The organism is Duganella hordei, from assembly GCF_040369125.1.
GTDB classification, from domain to species: Bacteria; Pseudomonadota; Gammaproteobacteria; order Burkholderiales; family Burkholderiaceae_D; genus Rugamonas; species Rugamonas hordei.
This window is the reverse complement of record NZ_BPWI01000001.1, coordinates 225,337-252,335: the sequence shown is the minus strand read 5'-3', so window position 1 is coordinate 252,335 and position 26,999 is coordinate 225,337. Positions and strand designations below refer to the sequence as shown.

Below are 26,999 nucleotides of genomic sequence, written 5' to 3'. Positions count from 1 at the left end.
ACCGATATCGTCCGGGGTCTTACGTGTGCCAGTAACCATCCGCAACCGCCTGCCATCCATCCGCTCGCAGATCGCCCTGCTGGTGCTGGCCTGCGCGCTGCCGACGGTGATCGGCTTCGGCGCCGTGGTGCGCCAGTTCTACCAGCGCGAGCGCGCCACGCTGATGGAAGACACGCAAAAGTCGGCGCGCATGGTGGCCGCCGCCATCGACCGCGACCTGCTGCAGAGCGAAAGCGCGACGCGCGCGCTGGCCACCGCGCCCGCGCTGCGCGGGACCGACCTGGCCACGGTCCGGGTGCAGGCCGGCGCCCTGCTGGGGCCGCAGTTTCCCGCCTCCCAGTTCATCCTCAGCGACACCGCCGGCCAGGCCGTGATGCAGGTCGGCGCAACGCTGCCCGACAGCCTCAATGCCGCCGCCAACGAACGCCGCCTGGCGCCGCTGTTCGCCAGCGCGCGCCAGCAGCTGTCGGTGGTCTACGTCGAGGGCAGCGCGCTGCTGGCGGTCGACGTGCCAGTGTTTATCGACAGCCGCGTGGCGTACGCGCTGACCGCCGTGCTCAAGGCGGACCGGCTGCCGCGCATCCTGCGCGACGAGCAGCTCACCGCCCAGCAGACGATGACCCTGTACGACGCCGACGGCGTCATCGTGGCCCAGGCCGGCGGTCCGCGCCTGCTGCTGGGCCAGGCGGCCGATCCCAAGCTGCGGGCACGGCTGCGCCAGTCCGACGAGGCGCTGCTGGAGGATCAGGCGCCGGACGGCACGCCCATCTATCTCGGCTTCAGCCGCTCGCCGGTCAGCCGCGCCACGGTCGCCATCGCCACGCCGCAAGACCAGGCGCTGCAGGGGTTGCTCAGCGCCGTCACGATGATCTCGCTGACCATGGCGGGCGTGCTGCTGGCCGGTTTTTCGCTGGCGTGGTGGGTCGGCGGCCGCATCGCCGGCTCGGTGCGCGGCCTGGTGGCGCCCGCGCAGGCGCTGGCCAGCGGCGCACCGTTCAGCCTGCCGGCGCTGACCTTCCGCGAGGCCGAGGCGGTCGGCGCCGCCTTCCGCGCGCTTGAGGACGACCTGCGCCGCCATCACGAGGAACTGGAGCAGCTGGTGGCCGAGCGCACCGTGCAGCTGGAAAAAAACCGCGCCCAGCTTGAAACGCTGTACGCCACCGCGCCCGTCGGCCTGAGCTACGTCGACAGCGAGCTGCGCGTGATCCGCATCAACGACTACCTGGCCGCGCTGAACCGCCAGCCGGTGGTGGCCCACCTGGGGCGCCACGTGGCCGACATGATAGACGACGCCGACGTGCGACGCAGCGTGCTGGCCGACTACCGCACCGTGCTCGACACCGGCCGGCCGCTGACCGGCCAGCCCCGTTCCGGCTATCCGGCGGCGTCGCCGGATCAGCTGTGCCACTGGGTGGTCAGCTACTATCCGCAGTTCGGCACCGACGGCCGTATCATCGCCATCACCGGCCTGCTGCTGGACGTGACCGAGCAGAAGCGCGTGGAGGCGGAGTTGCGGCAGTCGCGCCAGCTGTTGAGCTCGGTGGTGGAAAATATACCGGCGATGGTCTTCGTCAAGCGCGCCGCCGACCTCCACTACGAGATGTTCAACCGCTTCGGCGCCCAACTGCTGGGCATGGAGGACGGCTCGCGCATGCTCGGCATGCAGGATGCCGATTTCGTGCCGGCCGAGCAGGCCGCCATGTTTGCCGAGGCGGACCGGCGGGTGCTGGCCTCGGCGCCCGGCGCGGTCACCGCCATCCCCGAGGAGCCGGTCACCAACGCCAGCGGCGAAACACGCTACCTGACCACGCTCAAGGTGGCGCTGCGCGACGAGCACGGCACCGCCACCCACGTGCTGGGCCTGGCGGTCGACATCACCGAGCGCAAGCAGGCCAAGGAGGCGCTGCGGGCGACGGTGGCGCAACTGGCGCAAAGCGAGCATTTCGTCCGCACCGTGACCGACAACCTGCCCGGCATGGTGGCCTACTGGGACGCCGGCCTGCGCTGCCGCTTCGCCAACCGCTATTTCCGCGAATGGTACCAGCGCAGCGCCGACGCCATGGCGGACGCGCTGATGCCCGACGTGCTGGGCCCGGACCAGTACGCCGACGTCGCGCCCTATGTGCAGGGCGCGCTGCGCGGCGAACCGCAGGGCTTTGCCGGCCAGCTGCGCTGGCCGTCCGGCGACGTCAGCCACACCTGGGTCAACTACATCCCCGATGTCGACGCGGCGTCGCAGGTGCAGGGCTTCTTCGTGCTGGTGTCCGACGTGACCGAACTGAAGGAAACCGAGCTGCACCTGCAGGAGCTGAACGAGGAACTGGTGCTGGCGCGCGACCGCGCCGAGGCGGCCAGCCGCGCCAAGAGCGCGTTCCTGGCCAATATGAGCCATGAAATCCGCACCCCGATGAACGCCATCATCGGCCTCACCCGGCTGCTGGAGGAAGCGCCGCTGGCGCCGCGCGAACGCGCCAACCTCGACAAGATCCAGCTGGCCACGCAGTCGCTGCTGGGGCTGGTCAACGACGTGCTGGACTTCGCCCGCGTCGAGACCGGCCAGCTGACGCTGGAGCATGCGGAGTTCCGGCTCGACCACATCCTCGCCAGCATCAGCGTGCTGGTCGGCGGCAGCGCCTGGGACAAGGGCATCGAACTGGTCTACGACATCGATCCGCAGCTGCCGACAACGCTGGCGGGCGACCCGATGCGGCTGCAGCAAGTGCTGCTCAACCTGATCGGCAACGCCATCAAGTTCACCGAACAGGGCGAGGTGGTGCTGCAGGTGCGCCAGGCGCCGCAGACGGCGCGTCCGGGCGACCGCGCCGCGCTGATCGAGTTCAGCGTGCGCGACACCGGCATCGGCATCGCCCCCGAGGCGCTGGCGCATATCTTCGACGCCTTCTCGCAAGCCGACAGCAGCAGCAGCCGGCGCTTCGGCGGGGCCGGCCTCGGCCTGGCGATCTGCAGCCAGCTGGCCGACATGATGGGCGGCGCCATCAGCGTGCGCAGCGAGCCCGGCCTGGGCTCCGAGTTCGTGTTCACCTGCCCGCTCGAATGCGTGGCGCCGGCCGCCGCGCCGGAGGCCGTGCGCGCGCTGTCGGTGCTGATCGTCGACGACCGCGCCAGCGTGCGCCAGGCGCTGCACAGCGCCTGCCGCCATTGGGGTTGGCGGACCGCCGGCGCCGCCGGCGCCGAACCGGCGCTGGCCTTGCTGCACGACAGCGTGCGCCAGCAGCGTCCCTACGACCTGCTGCTGCTGGACCAGGACATGCCGGGCATGGACGGCGCGGCGCTGCTGCAGCACATCCACGCGACCCAGGCGCTGCCGCTGCCGCCGGTGCTGCTGATGGTGGCCGAGCACGCGGCCGCCGCGCAGGCGCGCGAAGCCGGCCGCCTGGGCCTGGCGGGCGTGCTGGCCAAGCCGGCCAGCCCGGCGTCGTTGCTGGAACAGGTGCAGGCGGTGCTGGCCGGCAAGGGCATCGCCGGCGCCGGGCCGGACGAGCCGTCGCCGCTGCATGGCCGGCTCGACGGCGTGCGCGTGCTGCTGGTGGAAGACAATGAAATCAACCAGGAGGTGGCGCAGTTCATCCTGCTGCACGCCGGGGCCGTGGTCGAGACGGTGGCCAACGGCCAGTTGGCGGTCGATGCGCTGCTGGCCGCGCCGGAGCGCTGCGACGTGGTGCTGATGGACGTGCAGATGCCGGTGCTGAACGGCTACGACGCCACCGTGGCGATCCGCGCCGGCGGCCCGCTGCTGGCGCGGCTGCCGATCGTCGCGATGACCGCCAACGTGATGGAGGAGGACCGCCGCCTCGCCGACGAGGCCGGCATGGACGCCCATGTCGCCAAGCCGATCGACGTCGAGGAACTGCTCGGCGTGCTGACCCGGCTGGTGCCGTCCGCGCCCCTTGCCGCACGGAGCGCCGTGCCCGCCGTCGCCGCTCCGGCCACCGCCGCGCCGGCGGAAGCCCTGCCCGGCATCGACCGCGCCGCCGCGCTGGCACGCCTCGGCGGCAACTACGACGCCCTGGTCGCGCTGCTCAAGCGCTTCGAGCAATCGCAGGGCGGCACCGTCGGCGAGGTGCGCGCGCTGCTGGCGGCCGGCCGGCTGCCGCAGGCCGCGCAGGCGCTGCACCGGCTGCGCGGCGTGGCCGCCAACCTGGGCGCGGGCACCGTCGCCGGACTGGCGGCCGAGGCGGAAACGGCATTGCGGCAAGCCGGAGCCGGCCCGGACGGCGCCGCGCCGCCGGCGCTGAACGAGGCACTGGACCGGGCCCTGACGCAGCTGGCGCAGGCCCTGGACGTGGTCGCCGGCGGCGCCCGCCAGCTGTCGGCGCCGCCCCCGTCATTGGATGTTCTCACAAGCAACAGTGTAGAATCCGACTTGCCGCAAAAGCTGGCGGAGTTACAAAGTTTGCTTCAAAATAACAACCTGAAGGCCCTGGAGCACTTCCAGCAACTGCGCCCGGCGCTGGCGGCGGCCGAACAAGCCGCGGCCCTGGCCGAAGCGGTGGAGACGTTGAATTTCCGCGCCGCGCACCAAATTGTGGTAGACCTGTTGCAGCGAAAGGAAAGCGCATGAGTTGGACCGACCTCGCCAGGAATGGACGGATACTCGTGGTCGATGACGCCATGGAGAACATCCAGATCCTGCACCACGCGCTGCGCGACGAGCACGAAGTGCTGTTCGCCCTGGACGGCGAGAAGGCGCTCGACATCGCCCAGGAACAACGACCCGACCTGATCCTGCTGGACGCCGTCATGCCCGGCATGGACGGCTATGCGGTCTGCGCGGCGATGCGCGCCTCGCCGCGCCTGCAGGACATCCCCATCATTTTCGTCACCGCGCTGAGCCAGCCGGAGGATGAAACACGCGCGCTAGAGGCCGGCGCCGTCGATTTCATCAGCAAGCCGTTCAACGTCGCGGTGGTGCGCGCGCGCGTGCGCAGCCAGCTGACCATCAAGCGCCAGGCCGACGCCATGCGCGAACTGAGCATGACCGACGGCCTGACCGGCGTGGCCAACCGCCGCAGCTTCAACGACGCCATGGAGGCCGAATGGCGCCGCTGCGCGCGCGCCGGCCTGCCGCTGTCGGTGGTCATGATCGACATCGACCATTTCAAGCTGTACAACGACCATTACGGCCACCAGGCCGGCGACATTTGCCTGCAGCAGGTCAGCGCGGCGATGGCGCGCTGCGCCTCGCGGCCGCAGGACAAGCTGGCGCGCTATGGCGGCGAGGAATTCATCCTGCTGCTGCCGCAGGAAGGGCTGGAAGGGGCCGAGGTGGTGGCACGCCGCATCCTCGACGAGGTGCGCAAGCTGGCGATGCCGCACACGGCCTCGCTGACGGCGCCGCAGGTGACCGTCAGCATGGGGCTGGCCACCGTGCTGCCGCCGATGGACAGCACCGATTCGAGCGGCCTGATACGCTCGGCCGACAACAATCTGTACCGCGCCAAGCAGAGTGGCCGCAACCGCTACTGCCTGAGCGTCTCCGGCGACAGCGGCGCCGACGGCGCCGCCTAGTCCGTCAAGCGCGGCGCGCGGCCGTCACGAGTGCTGCTGGAAGCCGCGCTGGGCGGTGAAGCGCTCCAGGTGATGGTCGACATCGCCCAGGGTCATTTCTATCATCGTCAGGCGCTTGAAGTGGTGCGCGGCAGGCAGTTCGTCGGTCACGCCCATGCCGCCGTGCAGCTGCACCGCCTGCTGGCCGATGAACTTGGCCGCGTGGCCGATGCGCACCTTGGCCGCCGACACCACGCGCCGGCGCTCCTCGGCGTCGCCGCAGGACATGCGCGCGGCCGCCAGCATCGCCATCGAGCGTGCCTGTTCCAGGTGGATGTACATGTCGGCCATGCGGTGCTGCAGCGCCTGGAAGCCGCCGATCGGCGTGCCGAACTGCTTGCGCGTCTTCAGGTAGTCCAGCGTGGCGGCAAACAGCGCGTCCATCGCGCCGACCGCCTCCGCGCACAGCAGGCTGGCGCCGTAGTCGGCCGCCTCGTCGAGGATCTCCCAGCCGCCGCCCAGCTTGCCCAGCAGCGCCGAGGCCGGCACCGCCACGTGGCTGAACTGCACGGTGGCCGCGCGCTGGCCGTCGATGGTGCGGTAGTCGCGCACGATCACGCCCGGCGTGTCGGCCGGCACCAGGAACAGGCTGATGCCGTTGGTGTCGCGCTGGGCGCCGGCGCTGCGGGCCGAGACGATCAGCGCGCCGGCCTGGCCGCCGTGGATCACCACGGTCTTGGTGCCGTCGATGCGGTAGCCTTCGCCGTTGATGCTGGCGATGGTCTTGACGTCGCTCAGCTCGTGGCGCGAATGCTTCTCGCCCAGCGCCACCGCCAGTTTCAGCTCGCCGCTGGCGACCTCCTCCAGAACATGGTGCTGGTTGCCGGCCAGCTTGAGGAATTGCGCGCCCCACACGGTGGCGAAGTAAGGCTCGACCACCAGGCCGCGTCCCAGTTCCTGCATCACCACCCACAGGTCGACCGCGCTGCCGTTGAAGCCGCCCTGCTCCTCCGGCACCGGCAAGGCCGTCATGCCCAGCTCGACCAGCGTGCTCCAGGCCACGTCCGAGACGCCGCTGTGCGAATGGATGATGCGGTGGCGCACGTCGAAGCCGTAGTCCTTGGCTATCCAGCGGCGCAAGGCATCGGCGAACTGCTGCTGCTCTTCTTTCAAATTAAAATCCATTGCGCCCTCTCACAGTCCCAGGATCATCTGGGTGATGATGTTTTTCTGAATCTCGTTCGAACCGCCGTAGATCGACGTCTTGCGGAAATTGAAGTAGTAGCCGGCCAGCGGCGCGGCGGCGTCGTCGCCGGTGACGGCGTGGTCGGCCTTGCCTTCGAGGTAGTCGGTGTCGAACGGCAGCGCGTCCGGGCCCAGCGCCTCGACCATCAGTTCGGTCAGCATCTGCTGGATCTCCGAGCCGCGCACCTTCAGCAGCGACGCTTCCGGACCGGGCGCGTGCGATTCCTTGGTGATCACGCGCAGCACCGTGGTTTCCAGCGCCATCAGTTCGATTTCCAGGTTGGCCACCTTGGCCGCGAACACCGGGTCCTGCAGCAGCGGCTTGCCGTGCTTGTAGTGTTCGGAGGCGATCTTCTTCAGGAACAACAGTTCGCGCTTGGAACGGCCGACCGCCGCGATGCCGGTGCGCTCGTGGCCCAGCAGGTACTTGGCGTAGGTCCAGCCCTTGTTTTCCTGGCCGATCAGGCTCTGCACCGGCACCTCGACGTTGTCGAAGAAGACTTCGTTCACCTCGTGGTCTTCGTCGAGCATGATGATGGGACGCACGGTGATGCCGGGGGTTTTCATGTCGATCAGCAGGAAGGAAATGCCCTCCTGCTTGCGCACGGTGCTATCGGTGCGCACCAGGCAGAAGATCATGTCGGCGTGCTGGCCCAGCGTGGTCCAGGTCTTCTGGCCGTTGACGATGTAGTGGTCGCCGTCGCGCTCGGCGGTGGTTTTCAGCGACGCCAGGTCAGAGCCGGAGCCGGGCTCGGAATAGCCCTGGCACCACCAGTCCTCGCAGCTGAGGATACGCGGCAGGTAGTGGGCTTTCTGCGCCTCGTTACCGAAGGCCATGATCACCGGCGCCACCATGTTGACGCCGAAGGGCAGGATGGGCGGTGTGCCGGCGCGGGCGCATTCCTCTTCCCAGATGTGGCGCTGCGTCGCGCTCCAGCCCGGGCCGCCGTGTTCGACCGGCCAGGCCGGCGCGGCCCAGCCCTGCCGGGCGACGATCTGGTGCCAGCGCACATAATCCTGGCGGCTCAGCCGCAGGTGATTGCGGACTTTCTTCTGCAGGTCGCTCGGCAGGTTGGCGTCGAGGAAGGCGCGTACCGTGTCGCGAAACGCCAGATCCGCAGCCGTGTAATTCAAATCCATGCTGTCTCCGTCTTCTTATGATCCGCCAAAAAAGCACGATCGTTCAAATAATTGTACCGCATATCCCGTTCAGGATAGCTGCATTTTTATAGGGCGACGGAATGGGAGATTTTGTGAAAGGCCGCCGCCTTGAGCGGCGGCCCGGTGCTGCCGGATACTGCCGGGAGGCTTACTTCATCGTGTAGCTTTGCTGCGCGGTGTCGACTGCGTAGTTATGCGCCGTATCCCAGTAGGTGAAGCTGTAGTTCACCACGTCGCCGATCTTCAGGCCGCTGGCGGTGTAGCTGTTGACGCCGGCGTTCTGCGTCATCCGCACGTTCAGCTGACCGGCGCTGTTGACGGTGTAGTGCACGTCGGCCCAGCTGGTCGAGTTCAGCGAGAACTTCAGCATCGTCGCGCTGGTTTGCTGGACGGCTGGGGCCGGCGTTGGCGTTGGCGTTGGCGTCGGGGTCGGAGTGGGCGTCGGGGTCGGAGTGGGCGTAGGCGTCGGAGTTGGGGTTGGGGTCGGCGTAGGCGTCGGCACGCCGGTATCCCAGATGATATCGTCGATCGCCATCTGGAATGCCGAGCTTGGCAACGCGGCGCCGTCGCTGGCGATCTGGAACAGGTCCAGCATCGATTGCAGCGCGATCTTGCTGCCGGCCAGGTCGGCCACCGGGATGGTCGCCGTGCCCCAGTCGCCGTTGCGCACCAGCCCGTAGGTGGTGGCGTTGGCCGGGAACTTGACCGAGTTCTGGTTGGTGTAGGTATCCTGCACGCCGATCGTGAAGGCGACATTGGCCGGAATCTTGATCTTCAGCTTCATCGTGCCGTTGCGGAAATTGCTCATGTCGCGCGCGGCGCGCGACTCGACGCTGCCGCCAAACCACTGGCCCGGCGTGTTGTAGCTCCACGACATCGAGTTGCTGCCCTCGTAAGGCGGCAGCGTGCCGGCCGATACCGAGGCGTTATTCCACACAAACACGTCCGACGTGACGCCGGCCTGCAGCTTGTTGTTGACTACCGTGTTGTCGGTGAACACGCCGAACTTGCCGACCTCGGCCGGCGTCTGGTTGCCCAGCTTGACCGAGCCCTTGCCGTCCAGCTGGTACACGCGCACGTAGTCGACATACATGGTGCCCGGCAGCGGCGCCGTCACCTGCGCCGGCGTCGCGGCGTCGGTGAAGTTGCCGCCCACGGCCAGGTTGAACAGCAGGTAGAACGGCGCCTGCAGCGCGGTCGAGTTGACCGGCAGCGGGCTGTTGTACATATCGTATTCGACGCCGTTGTCGATCACCGTGAAGCGCATCTGCGACTCGGTCCAGTAGAAGCGGTAGATGACGAAGCGGTTGGCCAGCGACTGGCCCGGCGTGTACCAGTTCTTGGTCTGCCATGCGGTGGAGGCGGCGCAGCTCTCGTTACCCGGTACGCAGGCAGCCTGCTGCCAGGTGATCACGTTGGAGCCGGTGAAGTTGTCGATGCCAGGCGTCGGCGAGCCGGCGGCGGCGCGGCTGCTGGCCTTGTGGCCCATTTCCATGATGTCGATCTCGCCGTTGCGCGGCCAGGTCTGCGGGCTGGTGCCCAGCATCCAGGCGGCCGGCCACAGGCCGACGCCCAGCTGCGGCGTGGCGATGCGCATCTCCACCATGCCGTACTGCACCTGCACCTTGCCGCGGGAGTCGACCTTCCCCGAGGTGAAGACGTTGCTGCCCACCGTCTGGTTCTGCGCCTTGATCGCCAGCGCCCGCGTGCCGCCCTCGAACGGCACGTTGACGATGGACAGGTTGTTCGGGCTGTAGTACTCCAGTTCCTGGTTGCCGTAGCCGCACAGGTTGATCTGGCAGCCGTTGCCGTCGTACGTGGTCCACACGCTGGTGTTGAGCGTAGTGCCATTGAACTCGTCGGACCACAACAGCGCGCCGATGACCGGACTGGTGACGCTGGCCGAAACTTGCGCGCCATACGCCATCAGGATGCCGGCGGCGACGGCGGACAGAACGATTTTTGGTTTTTTCACAGTGACTCCCTCGTATTCACACTTCCTCGTTTTCGGACCGGACGGACGTCCGGCCCGCACCTTCACCGGCATCGTCGTGATGCCGGCTTAACCGCTTGCGGCGAGGAGAATGAAGCTGGGCTCAGCGTAAATTTTGGGCGCAAGAGTACCCCGCGCTACGAGGCGTTTCGCTTGTACCTGCAGTCTCCGTGCCGGCCAGGTCGTCGCCCGGGCTCTGTCGTTTGCTAGAATTGGAAACGATTCCAATTCCATTCACAAAATATATTCCGATAAATATTTTTTGTCAACGCCGGTGCGCAACAGTGTGCACGTCCGGTAAACTAAGCGTTCCGCCACTCAGGGACTTTCATGGACCATCAACTCGAACAACGCATCCTCGCCTGCGAGCAGGAAAACGCCCGCTTGCGCAAGAAAATCAACCGCCAGAACGGCTTGTGGATGCTGGGATTGCTGCTGGCATTGGGCGGCGGCGCGATCGCCGGCAACAGCATCAGGAACGCAGTATTCGACAGCGTCAAGGCCAGGGAAGTGGTGGTGGTCGATGGCAAAGGCGTGATACGCGCCCGCCTCGGCGGCGACTTGCCGGATGCCGTCATGGCCGGCGGGCGCGTGTCCAAGCGCGGCTCGAAGGCGGCCGGCGTGATGCTCTACGACGAGGAAGGCATCGAGCGCGGCGGCTACGTGACGCAGGACGAAGGCAGCAACGTCATGCTGACGCTGGATTCCAAATACCGCCAGGCCGCGCTGTTTGTCGCCGGCCCCGATCAGGCCCAGGCCAGCGCGATAAAACTGTGGACGGCGGGCAGCTCGATCGAACTGCGCTCCGACAGCAACGGCTCGCGCCTGAGCGTCGCCGACAAAGCGGGCGTCACGCACCAGCAACCGGTCATCGCCCCGCTCTCCCCCGCCACCTGCACGCAGCAAAAAGAATACGAGCGCAAGTACCCGGGCGAACGCGTCTGCCAGTCGCGCTACACCGAGGCCGCCTGCAGCGCTTGTCTGCAAAGCGAATAATACCGAGCCCGGACCCGCACACTACTCCGTCAAAGACTAGTCCACCGTAATCGCCAGATCGCGCCCCTTGGTGGCGGCGTTGCCGGCGTAGTCTTCGGCGATGATGCGCAAGGTGTAGTTGCCGGGGCCAAGGGCGCCGATATTCCAGGCGCCGGGCGTCAGCGCGCCGTGCATCAGCGTGTTGTTGATGGCGTAGGCGAAGCGCGTCTCGGCGGCGCCGTGCACGGTGATGCCGCTCGATGCCGCGTACGCGACCTTCACCGCGTCGCGATTGCGCGGCAGGCGGTCGTACAGCTGCGTGATGACCGGCTGCTCCATGCCGGGGATCAGCTCGCCGTCCGCGTTCAGCAGCTGGTAGCCCAGCTTGAACAAGCCCAGCCGCCGGCGCGCCTGGTCGCCGTTCATCTGGTCGAAGGCGTCCACGACGATCTGCACCTGGCCCAGGCTGCGCTTGACCAGCAGGCGGCCGCCGACCTTTTCCTTCAGCGCCGCGCCGCTGCCGTCGACCAGCGCGATGCTTTGGATTTGCGGCGGGATGGTGTCCTCGAGATCGATGAATGGCAAGCTCAGCGGATTGATCGCGCCGCCGTTCGGCATGTAGTCCAGGTGCACGTGGGCCATGCGGTTGACCGTGCCCAGCGTTTCGCCGACGACGAAGCGGGTGCCGCGCTTGACCCGCACCGATTCGGGCGCGCCCTTCTCACTCTTCAGGATCTGGAAGCGCGGGTCGAGCAGCTTGTCCTTCGCGTCGCGGCCGACGCGCATGTGGATGTAGCGCAGGCCGTCGAGCGCCAGGCCTTCGGACAATTCGCCATAGCTCCAGGACGCATGCGGGTCGCTGATCTTGCCGGCGGTGACGGCCAGCACCGGCGTGCCGATCGCGGCCTGCACGTCCATGCCGGAGTGGAAATGGTCGCGGCTTTCGCCGTCGAAATTGCCGCGCACCTCGCCCATCAGGCCGACCACCTCGTGCGCCTTGTCCTGCGGCTTGACCGGCCACAGCATCGTGGCGCCGTGCGCCGGCAGCCCGGCCGGCGGCTCGTCCGGCGCGGCGGCCTGCCCCGCCAGCGCCTGCGCCACATGATGCAGGCGGAACGTGGCGCCGTCGGTGACGAACAGCGAGCCATCCCGGGCCAGCGCCATGCCGCGCGGCGCGTACAGGCGCACGGCGCCATCGGCGCCCACTTCCGGCCGGGCCGGATGGTCGGCGTCGGCCAGGGCGACGACTTCACCGGCCGGCGTGATCTGCGCGATGCGGCCGTGCGAATTGCTGGCCAGGTAGAGATAGCCGTCCGTCGTCAGCGCCAGCGCGACCGGCGAGCGCAGCAGCGAGTTGCGGTCGTCCTCCTTCGCCGCGGCCACGGTGCTGACGTTGCCGGCCTTGTCCAGCTTGCGGATCGCGTCATTGCCGGTGTCGGCGATGTAGAGGTCGCCCGCGGCGCTGATCGCCAGCCCGCCCGGCGTGTCGAACAGCGCCTGCGCCGCCGCACCGTCCCTGAGTCCGGCGCGGCCGCCGCCGGCGAGCGTGGTGACGTCGCCTTGGGGCGTGATGCGGCGGATGCGGTCGTTGTAGCTGTCGGCCACGTAGACCACGCCGTTCGCGTCCACCGCCACCCCCAGCGGTCCGTTGAATTGCGCGTTGGGTCCGCGGCCGTCCTTGTTACCGGCGATGCCGTCGCCGGCCAGGGTCGACACCACGCCGTCGGGCGTCACCTTGCGGATGGCGTTGTTGCCGGTGTCGGCCACGTACAGGTTGCCGGCGGCGTCGATCGCCAGGCCGGACGGGGTGTGGAAGGCGGCCGCCTTGCCGCTGCCTTCCGCGTAGCCCTCGACCGCGCCGGCCAGCGTGGTGCTGACGCCGTCCAGGCCGATCTTGCGGATGCTGTTGCCGTCGCCGCCGTCGGCCACGTACAGGTTGCCGGCCTGGTCGAGCGCCACGCCGAAGGGATCGGCGAAGCGCGTGCGGCGGCCGTTGCTGCCGTTGTTCACGCCCGGCATGCCGTCGCCGGCAACGGTGGTGACCCGCGCGCTCCAGTGCGGCTGCGTGCCCTGGGCCGCCGACGGCCGCGCCACCGTGCCGATCGCGTCGCCGCCGCTTTGATGCGTCAGCAAATACGCCGCCCCGCCGCCGCCCAGAGCGCCGCCCAGCGCCAGTGCCAGCGCCGCTAATTTGAATTGGTTTGGAGACACGTTCACCACGCCTAAAAAAATTGACCAAAAGAAAACCAGCTTAGCCGATAACTGCCGCGCCAACAATACGGCCGACGCGCGCCGTTATTGTGCGGCCCACTGCAACGGCCCCTGATGAGGCGACGCGACAATGGCCCGCATCTCGCCCGCCGCGACGGCCGCCTCGGCATCGGCCAGGAAGCGGCGCACGGCCGCGTCCACCGCGTCGGCGTTTGCGGCGGCCTCCCCCGCCGCGACCGCCTCCACGCCGACCCAGGCGTCGCGCCAGCCGCGCTTGGCGGCGTACAACGCCGCGTCGGCCAGGCGCTGCAAGGTGTCCAGCGACGCCGTGGTCGGCAGCCCGGCAACGAAGGGATAGGCGACGAAGCCGATGGAAATCGTCTTGCGCAGCACGCTGCCGTCGGGCAGCACGAACGCGTGGGCGGCAATGGCGGCGCGGATCTTCTCGGCCAGTTGCGGCCCCTGCCTGCGGTCGACAAAACGCACCAGCAGCAGGAATTCCTCGCCGCCCCAGCGCACCACGTAGTCCGACGAGCGCAGGCACTGCCCGAGCACGCCGGCCGTCTGGACCAGCACGGCGTCGCCGGCGGCGTGGCCGTACGTGTCGTTGACCTGCTTGAAGTGGTCGAGGTCGAGCATGAACATCAGCAGGTCGGAATCGGGCTGCCCGGTGCTGTGGCGGCGCTGCGCCAGGTCCAGGTCGGCCTGTATCGCCTGCTCGAGGAAGCGGCGGTTGCGCAGCTGCGTCAGCGGATCGGTCAGGCTGGCCTGCTCGATGCTGCGGTAGGCGGCCTCCAGCGCCGCCGTGCGCTCGGCCACCGTGCGCTCCAGCCAGGCGCCGCGCCGGCGCAATTGGCGCAGCCGCAGGCGGAACAGGCCGGCCACCAGCGAGGCCGCCAGCGCCAGCGCCAACGCCCTGCACCACCAGGTCTGGTACCAGGCCGGCACGACGGCCAGTTCCATGCCCCATTCGTGCGGGCTCCAGACGCCGTTGCGGTTGCTGCCCTGCACGCGCAGCCGGTACTGGCCGGGCGGCAGATGGGTATAGGCTGCCACGCGGTCGCCGGCGTTCAGCGTGATCCAGTCGGTGTCGTAGCCGTCCAGGCGGTAACGATAGCGCAGCTTGTGCGGCGCGCTGAAGTCCAGCGCCGCGAACTCCAGCCGCAGGTTGTTCTGGCCCGGCCGCAGGCTGCGCTGCGCCAGTTCGGCGGCGCCCGGCTGGCCGGCGCCGTCGATGCTGAGGCCGCTGGCGATCACCGGTGGCTGGTAGTCCCAGTCGCGCAAGGCCTGCGGACGCACCACCAGCAAGCCTTCCGGCGAGCCGAACATCAGGTCGCCGTTGCGCGCCAGCACCCGGCTGGCGATATACAGCGTGCGGAACGCGTTGCCGTCGGCGCGCTCGAAGCTGCGCCAACGCCAGCTGACCGGATCGATGCGCACGCGGCCGCCGAGCCAGACCTGCCCCTGGGCGTCCTGCAACAGCGACTCCGGCGGGTGCGACGGCAGGCGCAGGCGCGGCCCCAGCACGTCGAAATGGGCGGTCTTGCCGTCCCAGCGCTCGAGTATGGCGGCGCCGCCCTGCGTCGCCAGCCACAGCTTGCCGTCGCGCGCCACCATCAGGTCCGGCACCCAGTCGTCGGGCAGGCTGTCGGCACGGGACGGATCGCGCACGATGCGGCGCGCCTTGCCGGTGGCGGTGTCGAAGGCGTTGACGCCGTGATTGGTGCCGGCCCACAGCGTACCGTCCGGGGTGAAGGCCAGCGACTCGACCTCGCGCCCGGACAGCGTGCTGTCGTCGGCCGGATCGTGGCTGTAGGCGGTGATGCGGCCGGCGCCGTCGGGGCCGGCCGCGATGCGCGCCATGCCGTTGAGCGAGCCCAACCAGAGGGCGCCGTCGGCGCCGAAGGTCATCGCGCGGATCGCGCCGCCGGGCAGGCCGCTGTCCTTGCCGTAGCGCTGGAAGCGGCGCTGGCCCGGCGCCATGCGGTGCAGCACGCCGTCCAGCGTGCCGACCCAGATGACGCCGTCCGGCCCCTGGGCCATGCAGGTCACGGAGCCGTCAGACAGGGCGCCGGCGGCGGCCGGGCCGGGGCGGAAACCGCCGCGCAGATGGCCATCGGCGTCGAGCACGTCGATGCCGTTGCCGTTGGTGCCCAGCCAGCGCATGCCGTCGGCCGTCTCCAGGGTGCGCACCACGGCCGGATGGCTGATGCCGTCGCCGTTGGCGGGACTGTGGCGCAACTTGAGGAAGGCGCGGCCGCGCGGATCGTGCCAGGCCAGGCCGCCGCCCCAGGAGCCGGTCCACGCCAGGCCGGAACGGTCGACCATCAGGGCGCCGACGCGGTCGCCGCCGATGCTGTTCAGGTCACCTCCGTCGTGGCGCAGCCGGTCCACCACTTGCAGCGTCCCCATGTCGACCACATCGATGCCGCCGCCGAAGGTGCCCAACCACATCTCGCCGGGCGTCGGCTGGGCGATGGCGTAGATCCAGAAGTGGCTCAGCCCCACCCCGCCGCCCTTGCCGCGCGGCGGCAGGCGGTGCAGCCGGCCGCCGGCCGGATCCAGCACCGCCGCGCCGTTCTGCGCGGTGCCGATCCAGATGCGGCCGCGGTCGTCCTGGAACAGCCGGGTCAGATGCTGGCCGGCCAGCGAGTCCGGGTCGCGCGGGTCGGAGGCGATCCGCTCGAAGCCACCGCCGTCGCCGCGCCAGCGCTGCAGACCGTCGCGGCTGCCGACCCACAGGCGGCCGTCGCGGTCGACCAGCACGGCGCGGACCTGGTTGTTGGCCAGGCTGGACGCATCCCGCTCGTCGTGGCTGAAATGGCGGAAGCTGCCACTGGCGGGGTCGAAGCGGTCGACGCCATTGTCGGTGGCGATCCACAGGCGGCCGTCGCGGTCCTCGGCGATGGATTCGACGCGGTCGTTGCCCAGGCTGGCCGGGTTGGCGTCGTCATGCCGGTATTGGGTGTAGCGGTCGGTGCGCGGATCGAACGCGGCCAGCCCGCCGCTGATGGTGCCTACCCACACGCGGCCGTCGCGCGCGGCCAGCAGGGCGCGCACATAGCTGCCGCCCGGCGTGGTGGCGTCGCCCGCCTTCGGCCGGAACACCTTGTAGGCGTAGCCATCGTAGCGGACCACGCCGTCCTGGGTGCCGATCCAGATCAGGCCGCGCCGGTCCTGCGCCATCGCCGTGCTCAAATGGGCCGGCACGTCGTCGGGCATCGCCACCCGCTCGAACGATACGAGGCCGGGCCGGCTTTGCGCCGACGCCGGCGCGACCGCCAACAGCAGGCACAGCATGGCCACCGTACGCACCAGAAAAGATTTCACGACAGTCGCTCGCAGCTTGCAATGTTGAAGCAGACATTATTGCATGCACGCATTTAATTTTGAGCAAAAAAAAGCCCGCTACGGGAGCGGGCTAAATCTATTTCCTTGGAGGAGAATAGAGGAGACAGGTGAATGATGCTGCATCGCGGCATATAGATCCAATTTATATTGGCAATAGCAGACATAATATTGGTGAATAACACAAAAAAAGCCCCGCGACCGGCGCGGGGCTTGGGGCCTAACTGAGAGACTTATTTGTTGATGTCGGCAGCGTAAGGCAGCACGCGCGATGCCATGCGGGTGTCGGTTTTCAGCAACCCCACTTCGTCGGCCAGGATGTGCACCGCTTCGTTGAGCAGCACGTCCTTGGCGGCCTTGGCGGCTTTTTCCGCGTCCAGTTCCGCCGTCAGCGAGCGCTCGTCGCCCTGCAGGCCGTCGTCGGTGCGCAGCGCGCCCTTGACCGAGGCCACCTTCGGCGATGGCGCCGCCTTGCCGTTGGCAGGCTTGGCCGAGATGGCCTTGTTCAGCGCGTCCTTCGGATCGGGGATCAGCACCGGATCGTCGGCGCCCAGCGTGGTCGACAGCAAACGCGCCTCGCGCAGCTTGGCGCGGGCTTCCTGGGTCTCGCGCTCCTTGCGGCGCACCGTTTCGTTGAGCGAGATCAGGTTGTCCTTGCGCTGTTTCTTGACCAGGGCGATGTCTTCCGACAGGTACTGGAAGTCCTTGTCCTTGGCCACGCGCGCTTCATGCCGCTTGTCGAGCAGCGGCACGATGTCCTTCAGGTCGCCGGTCGGGATGTACGGCGCCGGCTTGATCGAGGTCCACGGCAAGGCGTTGTCGTAGCTCGACTCGCCGAAGGTGTCCGAATCGGCCATGGTCGGCAGCTTGATGTCGGGCGTGACGCCGCGCAGCTGCGTGGTGCCGCCGTTGATGCGGAAGAATTGCGCGATCGTCATCTTCAGCTCGCCGTAATGCACCTTGTCGTTCTGCGCGAAACGGTCCAGGCCGAAGATGGTCTGCACCGTGCCTTTGCCGAAGCTCGGCTCGCCGATGATGACGCCGCGGCCGTAATCCTGGATCGCCGCCGCGAAGATCTCGGAGGCCGAGGCCGAACCGCGGTTGATCAGCACGCCCAGCGGGCCGTCCCAGGCCATGCCCGGGTTGACGTCGCTTTCCACTTCGACCTTGTTGTCGCTGTTGCGCTGCTGCACCACCGGGCCCTTGTCGATGAACAGGCCGGTCAGCTCGACCGCCTCGCTCAGCGAGCCGCCGCCATTGTTGCGCAGGTCGATCAGCACGTTGTCGACTTTTTCCTTCTTCAGCTCGCCCAGCAGGCGGGCCACGTCGCGGGTCGCGCTCTTGAAGTCCTTGTCGCCCTTGCGGCGGGCTTCGAAGTCCTGGTAGAAGGTCGGCAGCGAGATCACGCCGATGCGGCGCTTGGCCGTGCCGTCCTTCACCTCCAGGATGGATTTCTTGGCCGACTGCTCTTCCATGCTGATTTTCTTGCGCACCAGCGAGACCGTGGTGTGCTTGCCGTCGACGCCGGCGTCGACCGGCTGGATGTCCAGTCGCACGGTCGAGTCTTTCGGGCCGCGGATCAGCGCGACGACGTCGTCGATGCGCCAGCCCAGCACTTCGGTCATCGGCGAGCTGTCGTCCTTGGCCACGCCGAGGATCTTGTCGCCGACCTTGATCTTGCCCGACAGCGCGGCCGGGCTGCCCGGCACCACTTCGCGCACGACGGTGTAGTCTTCGCGGGTCTGCAGCACGCAGCCTATGCCTTCGAGCGACAGGCGCATGGCGATGTCGAAGTTTTCCGACGCGCGCGGGCCCAGGTAGTTGGTGTGCGGCTCGATCGACATGGCATAGGCGTTCATGAAGATCTGGAACACGTCCTCATTGGTCAGCTTGCGCGAGCGCGAGACGTAGCTCTCGTAGCGCTTGTCGAGCGTTTCGCGGATGCCCTTGTCGTCCTTGCCGGCCAGCTTCAGGCGCAGCCAGTCGTTCTTGACGCGCTTGCGCCACAGTTCCTTCATTTCCGCTTCGCTCTTGACCCAGTCGGCCTTTTCGCGGTCGTACTGGTAGCTTTCGTCGAGGCTGAAATCGGGCTTGGTCTTCAGCAGTTCGCGCGCATAGGCGATGCGCTCGTTGAAGCGCTGCTGGTACTGGTTGTAGATGGAAAACGGTACGCTGAGGTTCTCGCCGGTGATGGCGTCGTCCAGGCGGGTGCGCACGATGGCGTACTGGTCGATGTCGGCCTGGGTGAAGAACAGTTTTTCGGCGTCCAGCGACTTGAAGTAGCGGTCGAAGATCTTCTCCGACATGGCATCGTCCAGCGGCGTGGATTTGTAATGCAGTTTGGTCAGCACCCGTGAGGCCCACAGGGCGGCCTGGGTTTGGCCCGGCTGGGGCTTGAGGACGGTGTCCGCAGCCGCTTTTTCCGGCACGGCTGCGCCGGCCTGCACTGACAGGGCCGCAAGGACGGCCACCAACAGCATTTGCTTCTTCATCGGCTTACTCCGAAACGTGATATTCAATTGATCGGTGAGTCGCAGCGCCGGGCGCTGCGATTCCATTCTACAGGATAGCAGCCGCAGAACGGCACTGGTAATCACAGTGGTAAAACGCAGTGTCGCCGCCCTGGCTTAAGGCTGACTGAAATGGGCGCCGCCACATTTATGTTGCTTTGCAGCAAAAATGTGCTACTATTCCGGCCTTGATATTTTGACGGCCCCGCCACCCTGTATTCCGGCAGAGCCCCACGCCTCCCTTGCGCGAGGCGTTTCGTAGCTTTGTAGCGTGAAGCAGTCGCTCCCCGGCCCCCGGAGCGTGCTCGATGCAGAGCAAGCCCAATCAGCAATACCTTCTCTAAAAAAAACATGCAAACCTTTACCCTGAATCCGCGCCGCTGGGGCGTTGGCAGCAAGATAACCATTTTCACGCTGAGCCTGCTCTGCGTCATCCTGGCGATATTGCTCACGCTGATCAACGCCAGCACCTCTTCCATGCTGAAGGAGCGCGCCAAGGCCAACGTCGCCAGCACGCTCGGCGGCATCAGCAATACCGTCGAGGTGTTCAACGCGGCGATGACCAACGAGGCGTCGAGCTTCGCCCGCCTGTTCGCGGCCGGCTTCGCCAACGGCAAGTTCACGCTGGAGCCGGACACCACGGTCGACATCGGCGGCAAGCCCACGCCCACGCTCAAGCACGACGGCAAGACGCTGAACCTGGACTTCAGCATCCCGGACAAATTCACCGGCGACACCGGCGTGGTCGCCACCATCTTTGCCGCCAGCGGCGACGAGTTCGTGCGCGTCAGCACGTCGCTGAAGAAGGAAAACGGCGAGCGCGCCGTCGGCACCCAGCTCGACCACGCCCACCCGAGCTACAGCCTGCTGCGCGCCGGCGGCAGCTACATCGGCCTGGCCACGCTGTTCGGCAAGCAATACATCACCCAGTACGACCCGATCAAGGACAGCGGCGGCAAGGTCATCGGCGTGCTGTTCATCGGCCTCGACATCTCGAAGAACATGGCCATGCTGAAGGAAAAAATCAAGGCCATCAGGATCGGCGAGACCGGCTATATCTACGTCGTCAACGCCGCGCCCGGCAAGGCGCAGGGGACCGAGCTGGTGCACCCGACCAAGGAAGGCGTCAACGTCATCGACACCCGCAGCAGCGACGGCCGCCCGTTCATCAAGGAGATGCTCGAGGCCGGGGAAGGCAGCATGCGCTACGACTGGGCCGACAAGGACGGCGACGCGCCGCGCGAAAAGATGGTCGAGTTCCACACCTTCAAGCCGTGGAACTGGCTGATCGTCGGCGGCACCTACACCGAGGAAATCACCCACGAGGCCGGCCAGCTGCGCAACCGCTACGCCATGCTGGGCGTGGCCGCGCTGCTGCTGTTTGCCGTGCTGCTGTTCCTGCTGGTGCGCGCCTATGTCACGCGGCCGCTGTGCCGCGCCGAGGCGGCCGCCACCCGCATCGCCCAGGGCGACCTGGACGTGCATCTGGAAATCGACCACAAGGATGAAATCGGACTGGTGCTGCGCGCGCTCAACGGCATCGGCAACAACCTGTCCAACGTGGTGGGCCAGGTGCGCCTGGGCGCCGAGCAGATCGCCACCGCGTCCAACGAAATCGCCGCCGGCAACCTCGACCTGTCGTCGCGCACCGAACAGCAGGCGTCCAGCCTGGAAGAGACGGCGGCGTCGATGGAGCAGCTGAGCAGCGCCGTCCGGCAAAACGCCGACAACGCCGCGCAAGCCAACCAGATGGCGCTGGCCGCGTCGGGCATCGCCGCCAGGGGTGGCGAGGTGGTGGCGCAGGTGGTCGACACCATGGGCTCGATCAACCAGTCGTCGCGCAAGATCGTCGACATCATCTCGGTCATCGATGGCATCGCTTTCCAGACCAACATCCTGGCGCTGAACGCCGCAGTGGAAGCGGCCCGTGCCGGCGAGCAGGGCCGCGGCTTTGCGGTGGTGGCGTCGGAAGTGCGCAACCTGGCGCAGCGTTCGGCCACGGCGGCCAAGGAGATCAAGGTGCTGATCGACGATTCGGTCAGCAAGGTCGATGTAGGCAGCAAGCAGGTGGAACAGGCCGGCACGACGATGCGCGAAGTGGTCGACAGCGTGCGCCGGGTGACCGACATCATGGCCGAGATCAGCAGCGCCAGCGAAGAGCAGCGCGCCGGCATCGGCCAGGTGCACGAAGCGATCGCGCAGATGGACCAGGTGACGCAGCAAAACGCCGCGCTGGTGGAAGAAGCCGCCGCAGCGGCCCACGCGCTGCAGGACCAGGCCGCCGACCTGGAACAAGTGGTACGCGTGTTCAAGCTCCGCTAATACTCGGTAAAAAACCCGGGTCGGTTCTGCTTTATAATTTGCGCATGGTTAAATTTCTCCGGCACCGGCGCAGCTGCAGCCTGATCGTTTGCATCGCGATCCTGCTGAACCTGCTTGCGCCGGCGATCGGCCACGCGATGGCGCAATTGTCGCGCGATCCGCTGGCGCTGGAGATTTGCAGCGTCAGCGCTGCGCCGTCGAAGCAGGCGCCTCCGGCCACGCACGCGATCAAGCATTGCGTGCTGTGCGCCATCCACACTGACGGCGCCGCGCCGCCGCCCGCCGCGCGCGGACTGGTCATGATGCTGGCCGGCCATGACCGCTATCCGCCACTGCATTATCAGTCGCCTTCCCCGCTGCACATCTGGCCCGCCGCCGCGCCGCGCGGGCCGCCCGCCCTGTCCTGACACTCCCGAGACTTCGCACCCACTGGCCGCGCCATCCCGGCGCCGCCGGCGTGCGCCCATGGATTTCATCGACAGGATCATTTATGCATCGCCGTACCCTACTCGCCGCGCTGGCGGCATTGCCGCTGGCCGCCCCTACCGCCCACGCAGCCCATGCTGCGCCGGCATACACCGGCATCGACATCACCGGCAGCAGCATCGGCCCGGACTTCCGCCTGTCCGACAGCAGCGGCAAGTCCGTCTCGCTGCGCGACTACCGCGGCAAATACGTGCTGCTGTTCTTCGGCTTCACGCAATGCCCGGACGTCTGCCCGACCGCGTTGTCGCGCGCGGTCGAGATCAAGCGCCTGCTGGGTGCCGATGGCGACCAGCTGCAAGTGCTGTTCATCACCGTCGATCCCGAACGCGACACCGCCGCGCTGCTGGCCGAATACATGCGCGCCTTCGATCCCCGCTTCGTCGGCCTGCGCGGCGACGCCCGGCAAACCGCCCAGGCCGCCAAAGACTTCAAGATCTTTTACCGCAAGGTGCCCAGCGGCAGTTCGTACACGATGGATCACACCGCCATCACCTACGCGATCGACGCCGCCGGCAAGATCCGTCTCGCCTTCAAGCACGAGCAAACCGCCCAGCAATGCGCGGCCGACCTGAAACTGCTGATGCAGCCCGCAAAATCCACCAGCTTCCTGAAAGGACTGTTCCAATGAAAAAATTCTTCACGCTGCTGCTCGCCGCAGCCCTGCCCGCCTTCGCCCAAGTGACCGTCAGCCAGCCGTGGGTGCGCGCCACCGTGCCGCAGCAACACGCCACCGGCGCCTTCATGACGCTGACCTCGTCCGGCGGCGGCCGCCTGGTCGGCGCCAGTTCGCCGCTGGCCGGCGCGGTCGAGGTGCACGAGATGAAAATGGTCGACGACATCATGCGCATGCGCCAGATCGACGGCTTGCCGCTGCCGGCCGGCCAGGCGGTCACGCTGATGCCGGGCGGCTATCACCTGATGCTGCTGGAATTGAAGCAGGTGATGCAGGACGGCGACAAGGTGCCGCTAACGCTGGAGCTGGAGGACGCCAACCACGTGCGCAGCAGCATCACCGTCGAGGCGCCGGTGCGGCCGCTGAACGCGGCGGCCGGACACCATTAAGTCCACGGCGCCCACTGTGCGATCGCCCACCACGCCAGGCCGGCGATCAGCAGGTAAGGCCACGAGCGCAGCGAAATTTTCCAGTCGACCGTGGACGGCCAGCACGCCAGGAACTGCGGCGCAACGGCAAACGCCAGGGCGACGTCGATCCACTGGAAATGCAGGCCGGCGCGGGTGCGCCACCAGGCCACCACAAACGGCAGCACCACGACCACGAACGGCGCCAGCGCGGACGGCGCCGCGTTGTACCAGCGCACCCGGGTCAGCCGCACCGAGCCCAGTTCCCAGCCCTGCCCGACGCGGCGCGGAATGACGGTGAAGGCGGCCGGCCGGGCGCCGGTCAGCAAGCCGGCGACGAAATGCGCCAATTCATGGCACACCGTGCCGGCCAGCGTGAACAGGAAAAAGAAGGGATGGCGGGCCGACAAGGCGCGGATCAGCAGCGCCAGCAACAGCGACGGCGCCAGGTACAGCAAGATGTCGCGATGGTGGCACAGCCACGCGGGCGCGAGCGTACTACATTCAAACAGGCTGCTCATGGCCGCATCGTCGCACGGCGGCCGCGCGCCGTCAATTTGACTCTGCCACCCCAGAACACAGTTGTACGATGTCATACATCTGAGCTATGATAGGCCATCATAACCAAGTAGTGCAAGGAGACCGCATGACCCCACAACCCGCCGCCAGCCGCGTCCGCTGGCTGATCCTGGCCATCCTGTTCGCCGTCACCACCATCAACTACGCGGACCGGGCCACCATCGCGATCGCCGGGCCGGAACTGAAAAAGCTGCTCGGCCTGTCGCCGGTGCAGATGGGCTTTGTGTTCTCGGCCTTTGCCTGGTCCTACGTGCTGGCGCAACTGCCGGGCGGCTGGCTGCTGGACCGCTTCGGCTCCAAGGTCACGTATTTCTTCAGCATCTTCCTGTGGTCCACCTTCACCATGCTGATGGGCACGGTGGGCTTCCTCACCGGCGCGGCCGCCGTCGCCACACTGTTCACGCTGCGCCTGCTGATCGGCGCGGCGGAGGCGCCCTCCTTCCCCGGCAACAGCCGCCTGGCCTCGGCCTGGTTCCCGACCGCCGAGCGCGGCACGGCGGCCGCCATCTTCAACTCGGCCCAGTACTTCGCCACCGTGCTGTTCGCGCCGCTGATGGGCTGGCTGGTGCACAGTTTCGGCTGGCAAAGCGTGTTCTATGTGATGGGCGCGCTGGGCATCGTCATGTCGCTGGTGTGGCGCAAGACCGTCTACGGGCCGAAGGATCATCCGCGGATCAATGCTGCCGAGCTGGCCTACATCGAGGCGGGCGGCGCGCTGGTGGACCTGGAAAGCAAGAACAAGGTCGCCGCCACCACCGAGCTCGACACCTGGTCCTGCATCCGCCAGCTGCTGGGCAACCGCATGCTGCTGGGCGTCTACATAGGCCAGTACTGCATCAACACGCTGACCTACTTCTTCCTGACCTGGTTCCCGGTCTACCTGGTGACCGAGCGCCACATGACCATCCTCAAAGCCGGCTTCGTCGCCGCGCTGCCGGCGGTGGCGGGCTTCCTCGGCGGCGTGCTCGGCGGGGTGATCTCGGACCGCATGATCAAGTCCGGCAAGTCGCTGTCGATGGCGCGCAAGACGCCCATCGTCGGCGGCATGCTGCTGGCGATGTCGATGATCGTCTGTAACTACGTCGACGCGGACTGGCTGGTGGTGCTGGTGATGTCGCTGGCCTTCTTCGGCAAGGGCGTCGGCGCGCTGGGCTGGGCCGTGGTGGCGGACACCTCGCCCAAGGAAGCGGGCGGCATGAGCGGCGCGCTGTTCAACACCTTCGGCAACACCGCCGGCATCACCACGCCCATCGTCATCGGCTACATCCTGCAGGAAACCGGCTCGTTCGCAGGCGCGCTGGTGTTCGTCGGCGCCAACGCCGCCGTCACCGTGCTGTGCTACGTGCTGATGGTCGGCGAAATCAAGCGCTTCGAGTTCAAGACGCCGGTGCTGCGCAAGATCGGCAACACCGGCGCGGCGGACGCTATTGCGCCGTCATCGACCACCAGTTGATGTTCCAGCCGCCCGCGCGCACGAAGATCGCCAGGTCCTGCTGGCCGGCCGTCAGGTAGACGGTGCCGGTGATGGTGGTCCAGTTCTGCCAGCCGCCGGTGTTGGGCACCGTCAGCGCCGCCAGGTCGGTGGCGTTCTTGCTCAGCACCAGCTGGCCGCCGTTGTTCGGGCTGGCGACGCGGAACTGCAGGTTGTACCAGCCGGTCTTCGGCACGTTGATCGGATAGCTCATCCAGTCGTTGGTGTCGACGTTGCTGACGTTGAAGCCGCCGCCCGCATCGGTGGTGGTTTCCATGCGCATGCCGCTGTGGTTGTTGAACATTTCCGCCTCGATGCGCTGGCCCGCCTCGGCCTTCCAGTTCATCCAGTAGGCGATGCTTTCATTGCGCACCAATGGCTGGGTGCCGAAGCCGCGGAAATAGCTCTCGATGGCGGCGTTGGTGGCGCTGCCCACGTCCAGCCCGCCGAAGCCGCCGCCGTTGCTGCTGTTGGTGACCATGCCCCAGCCCCACGAACTGGTATCGCCGTTGGAACCGCCGTAGCTGACCGTCTTGTAGGCCCAGTTGGTCGCGGCCCAGCCGTACATATTGTAGATGTCGTAGGTCTTGCGCGTGATCTGGCCGCCGTAGCTGCCGGTCAGCGTCCACGGCTGGAATTCGCCGATCAGGAACGGCGTGGCCAGGCCGGTCAGCTTGTTGTTCCAGTCGCAGGTCTCGCCGGTGCCGCTGGTGTTGCAGTGCAGCCAGTTGGCGTGCATATTGGCCTGCGCGGTGGCGCCCTGCACTTCATTCCATCCCCACAGGCCTGGGTAGAAGTGCATCCAGAACGCCACGTTGGTCAGGCCGCGCGTGTTCGGGTTGCCGTAGGCGTCGATGCCTGAGTTGTGGCCCGGCAGCAGGATCACGTGCGAAGGATCCTTGGCCCGCACCACGTTGAACAGCTCATAGGCGAAGTTGGCCAAGGTGGTGGCGTCCGTGCCCCACGGCTCGTTCAGCAGGTCGTAGGCCGCCACCGAGGTGCGGTTCTTGTAGCGGCTGGCGATCATGTCCCACAGCCATTTGGTGCGGTCGCGATAGGTGTTGTTGGTCCACATCTGCGCCGCCCCGACGCAGCCGTCGTGCTGTTCGCTGGCGGCGGCCTGGCCGCCGACCGCGCCGTGCAGGTCGAGGATCACGTACATGCCGCGCTTCTCGGCTTCGTTGATGGCGAAGTCCAGGTATTTCCATGCGTCGGGCCGCAACGTGTACGGATTGGCGTCGTCTTCCACCAGGCTGTACAGGAACGGCACGCGCACCACGTTCATGCCCATGCCCTTCATCAGGTCGAAGTCGCGGCTGGTGATCCAGCTGTCGCGATAGGCCGACATCAGCCGCTCTTTTTCCGCCGCGCCGAAGCGCCCGCTGAGCGCGGTCTCGAGGTGGCACTGGTCGCCGATGCCGGCGCCGTTGTTGGACAGGTTGGAGTTCATCATCCACATCTCCAGCGCCAGCCAGTTGCCCAGGTTGACGCCGCGCAGGTTGACGCGGTTGCCGGCGGTGTCGACCCAGTATTTGCCGTTCTGGCGGATCGCCGGCAAGGTCACGCCGGTGGTCTCGGGCGTGAACTGGATCCAGTTCAGGTTGAAGCCGCCCGTGCGGGCCTGCACCGTCAGGTTTTGCACGCCGGCGGTCAGGAACACATGCGAGCTGACGGTGGTCCAGGTTTGCCAGCCGCCGGTGCTGGGCAGCGTTGTGGTTTCGCCGATCGCCTTGCCGTTCTGGGTCAGCACGACCTGGCCGCCGCCGCCGGCCGAAGCCACGCGATACTGCACGGTGTACCAGCCGGCGCTGCTGGGGTTGATGCTGTAGGTCATGGTGTCGTTGGCGTCGATCCAGCCGACGTCGCTGCCGCCGCCGGTGTCGGTGGTCGCCTCCAGCGCGACGCCGCTCATGCTGGTGTAGCTTTCCGCCTCTATCTTGCCCGGCAAGACGGTTTGCGCGCCGGCCGGACCGGCGGCGGCAACCGCCAGTCCGGCCAGCGCTATCATGGATGTGATGCGTTGATGCAGTTTCGTCTTCATGTAGTCTCCGTTTTTTGTGATGAAGAACCGCTCTGCAGGATATGGAAGCGCTTCCACAATAGAGTGGAA

The 26,999-nt window shown here is 67.3% G+C and carries 16 protein-coding genes; 8 read left to right on the top strand and 8 right to left on the bottom strand.

The window, feature by feature from the left end:
• Window positions 1-25 precede the first annotated feature (25 nt).
• Together ABWW33_RS01020 and ABWW33_RS01015 are read left to right on the top strand one after the other, a co-directional pair.
• The gene (locus ABWW33_RS01020; protein WP_353397901.1) at window positions 26-4,582 is read left to right on the top strand and encodes a PAS domain-containing protein; all 4,557 of its coding nucleotides are present in this window, start codon (window positions 26-28) and stop codon (window positions 4,580-4,582) included.
• The gene (locus ABWW33_RS01015) at window positions 4,579-5,529 is read left to right on the top strand and encodes a diguanylate cyclase domain-containing protein (protein ID WP_353397898.1); all 951 of its coding nucleotides are present in this window, start codon (window positions 4,579-4,581) and stop codon (window positions 5,527-5,529) included. Before ABWW33_RS01020 ends, ABWW33_RS01015 begins: the two co-directional genes overlap by 4 nt.
• Window positions 5,530-5,553: 24 nt before the next feature.
• On the opposite strand, the gene ABWW33_RS01010 is transcribed toward ABWW33_RS01015, so the two are convergent.
• The 3 genes from ABWW33_RS01010 to ABWW33_RS01000 form a co-directional block, all read right to left on the bottom strand.
• Entirely contained in the window at window positions 5,554-6,693 is a 1,140-nt protein-coding gene (locus tag ABWW33_RS01010) for an acyl-CoA dehydrogenase family protein (protein ID WP_353397895.1), read from the bottom strand.
• Between the two features lie 9 nt (window positions 6,694-6,702).
• The gene (locus tag ABWW33_RS01005; protein WP_353397892.1) at window positions 6,703-7,893 is read right to left on the bottom strand and encodes an acyl-CoA dehydrogenase family protein; all 1,191 of its coding nucleotides are present in this window, start codon (window positions 7,891-7,893) and stop codon (window positions 6,703-6,705) included.
• A 169-nt stretch (window positions 7,894-8,062) separates the two neighbouring features.
• On the bottom strand, window positions 8,063-9,889 hold the full coding sequence (locus ABWW33_RS01000) for a glycoside hydrolase family 16 protein (protein ID WP_353397889.1): 1,827 nt from the start codon (window positions 9,887-9,889) through the stop codon (window positions 8,063-8,065).
• A 348-nt stretch (window positions 9,890-10,237) separates the two neighbouring features.
• Between ABWW33_RS01000 and ABWW33_RS00995 the strand changes: the two genes are divergently transcribed.
• Window positions 10,238-10,903: a hypothetical protein gene (locus ABWW33_RS00995; RefSeq protein ID WP_353397886.1), complete on the top strand. Its 666-nt coding sequence runs from the start codon at window positions 10,238-10,240 to the stop codon at window positions 10,901-10,903.
• 36 nt (window positions 10,904-10,939) lie between these two features.
• Here the strand turns inward: ABWW33_RS00995 and ABWW33_RS00990 are convergent, their stop codons facing one another.
• The 3 genes from ABWW33_RS00990 to ABWW33_RS00980 all read right to left on the bottom strand — a co-directional run bounded on the left by ABWW33_RS00990 (window position 10,940) and on the right by ABWW33_RS00980 (window position 18,933).
• Entirely contained in the window at window positions 10,940-13,093 is a 2,154-nt protein-coding gene (locus ABWW33_RS00990) for a gluconolaconase (protein ID WP_353397884.1), read from the bottom strand.
• Between the two features lie 84 nt (window positions 13,094-13,177).
• Window positions 13,178-16,423, bottom strand: coding sequence for a ligand-binding sensor domain-containing diguanylate cyclase (locus tag ABWW33_RS00985; protein ID WP_353397881.1), 3,246 nt, complete (start codon window positions 16,421-16,423; stop codon window positions 13,178-13,180).
• A gap of 251 nt (window positions 16,424-16,674) precedes the next feature.
• Window positions 16,675-18,933 carry a carboxy terminal-processing peptidase gene (locus tag ABWW33_RS00980; RefSeq protein ID WP_353397878.1) on the bottom strand — a complete coding sequence of 753 codons (2,259 nt, stop codon included), beginning with the start codon at window positions 18,931-18,933 and terminating at the stop codon, window positions 16,675-16,677.
• 369 nt (window positions 18,934-19,302) lie between these two features.
• Here ABWW33_RS00980 and ABWW33_RS00975 point away from each other — a divergent pair, with 369 nt between their 5' ends.
• The 4 genes from ABWW33_RS00975 (at window position 19,303) to ABWW33_RS00960 (ending at window position 22,821) form a co-directional block, all read left to right on the top strand.
• Entirely contained in the window at window positions 19,303-21,273 is a 1,971-nt protein-coding gene (locus tag ABWW33_RS00975) for a methyl-accepting chemotaxis protein (protein ID WP_353397875.1), read from the top strand.
• Between the two features lie 44 nt (window positions 21,274-21,317).
• Entirely contained in the window at window positions 21,318-21,680 is a 363-nt protein-coding gene (locus ABWW33_RS00970) for a DUF2946 family protein (RefSeq protein ID WP_353397872.1), read from the top strand.
• An 83-nt stretch (window positions 21,681-21,763) separates the two neighbouring features.
• Complete coding sequence (locus tag ABWW33_RS00965; protein WP_353397869.1) at window positions 21,764-22,387, top strand: SCO family protein; 624 nt, start codon at window positions 21,764-21,766, stop codon at window positions 22,385-22,387.
• Window positions 22,384-22,821, top strand: coding sequence for a copper chaperone PCu(A)C (locus ABWW33_RS00960; protein WP_176650335.1), 438 nt, complete (start codon window positions 22,384-22,386; stop codon window positions 22,819-22,821). Before ABWW33_RS00965 ends, ABWW33_RS00960 begins: the two co-directional genes overlap by 4 nt.
• Here ABWW33_RS00960 and ABWW33_RS00955 read toward each other — a convergent pair.
• Window positions 22,818-23,360 carry a hypothetical protein gene (locus ABWW33_RS00955; protein ID WP_176650334.1) on the bottom strand — a complete coding sequence of 181 codons (543 nt, stop codon included), beginning with the start codon at window positions 23,358-23,360 and terminating at the stop codon, window positions 22,818-22,820. The genes ABWW33_RS00960 and ABWW33_RS00955 overlap by 4 nt on opposite strands.
• A 125-nt stretch (window positions 23,361-23,485) precedes the next feature.
• Between ABWW33_RS00955 and ABWW33_RS00950 the strand changes: the two genes are divergently transcribed.
• On the top strand, window positions 23,486-24,871 hold the full coding sequence (locus tag ABWW33_RS00950; RefSeq protein WP_353397865.1) for an MFS transporter: 1,386 nt from the start codon (window positions 23,486-23,488) through the stop codon (window positions 24,869-24,871).
• On the opposite strand, the gene ABWW33_RS00945 is transcribed toward ABWW33_RS00950, so the two are convergent.
• Window positions 24,843-26,930, bottom strand: coding sequence for a carbohydrate-binding protein (locus ABWW33_RS00945; RefSeq protein WP_353397862.1), 2,088 nt, complete (start codon window positions 26,928-26,930; stop codon window positions 24,843-24,845). The genes ABWW33_RS00950 and ABWW33_RS00945 overlap by 29 nt on opposite strands.
• Window positions 26,931-26,999 lie beyond the last annotated feature (69 nt).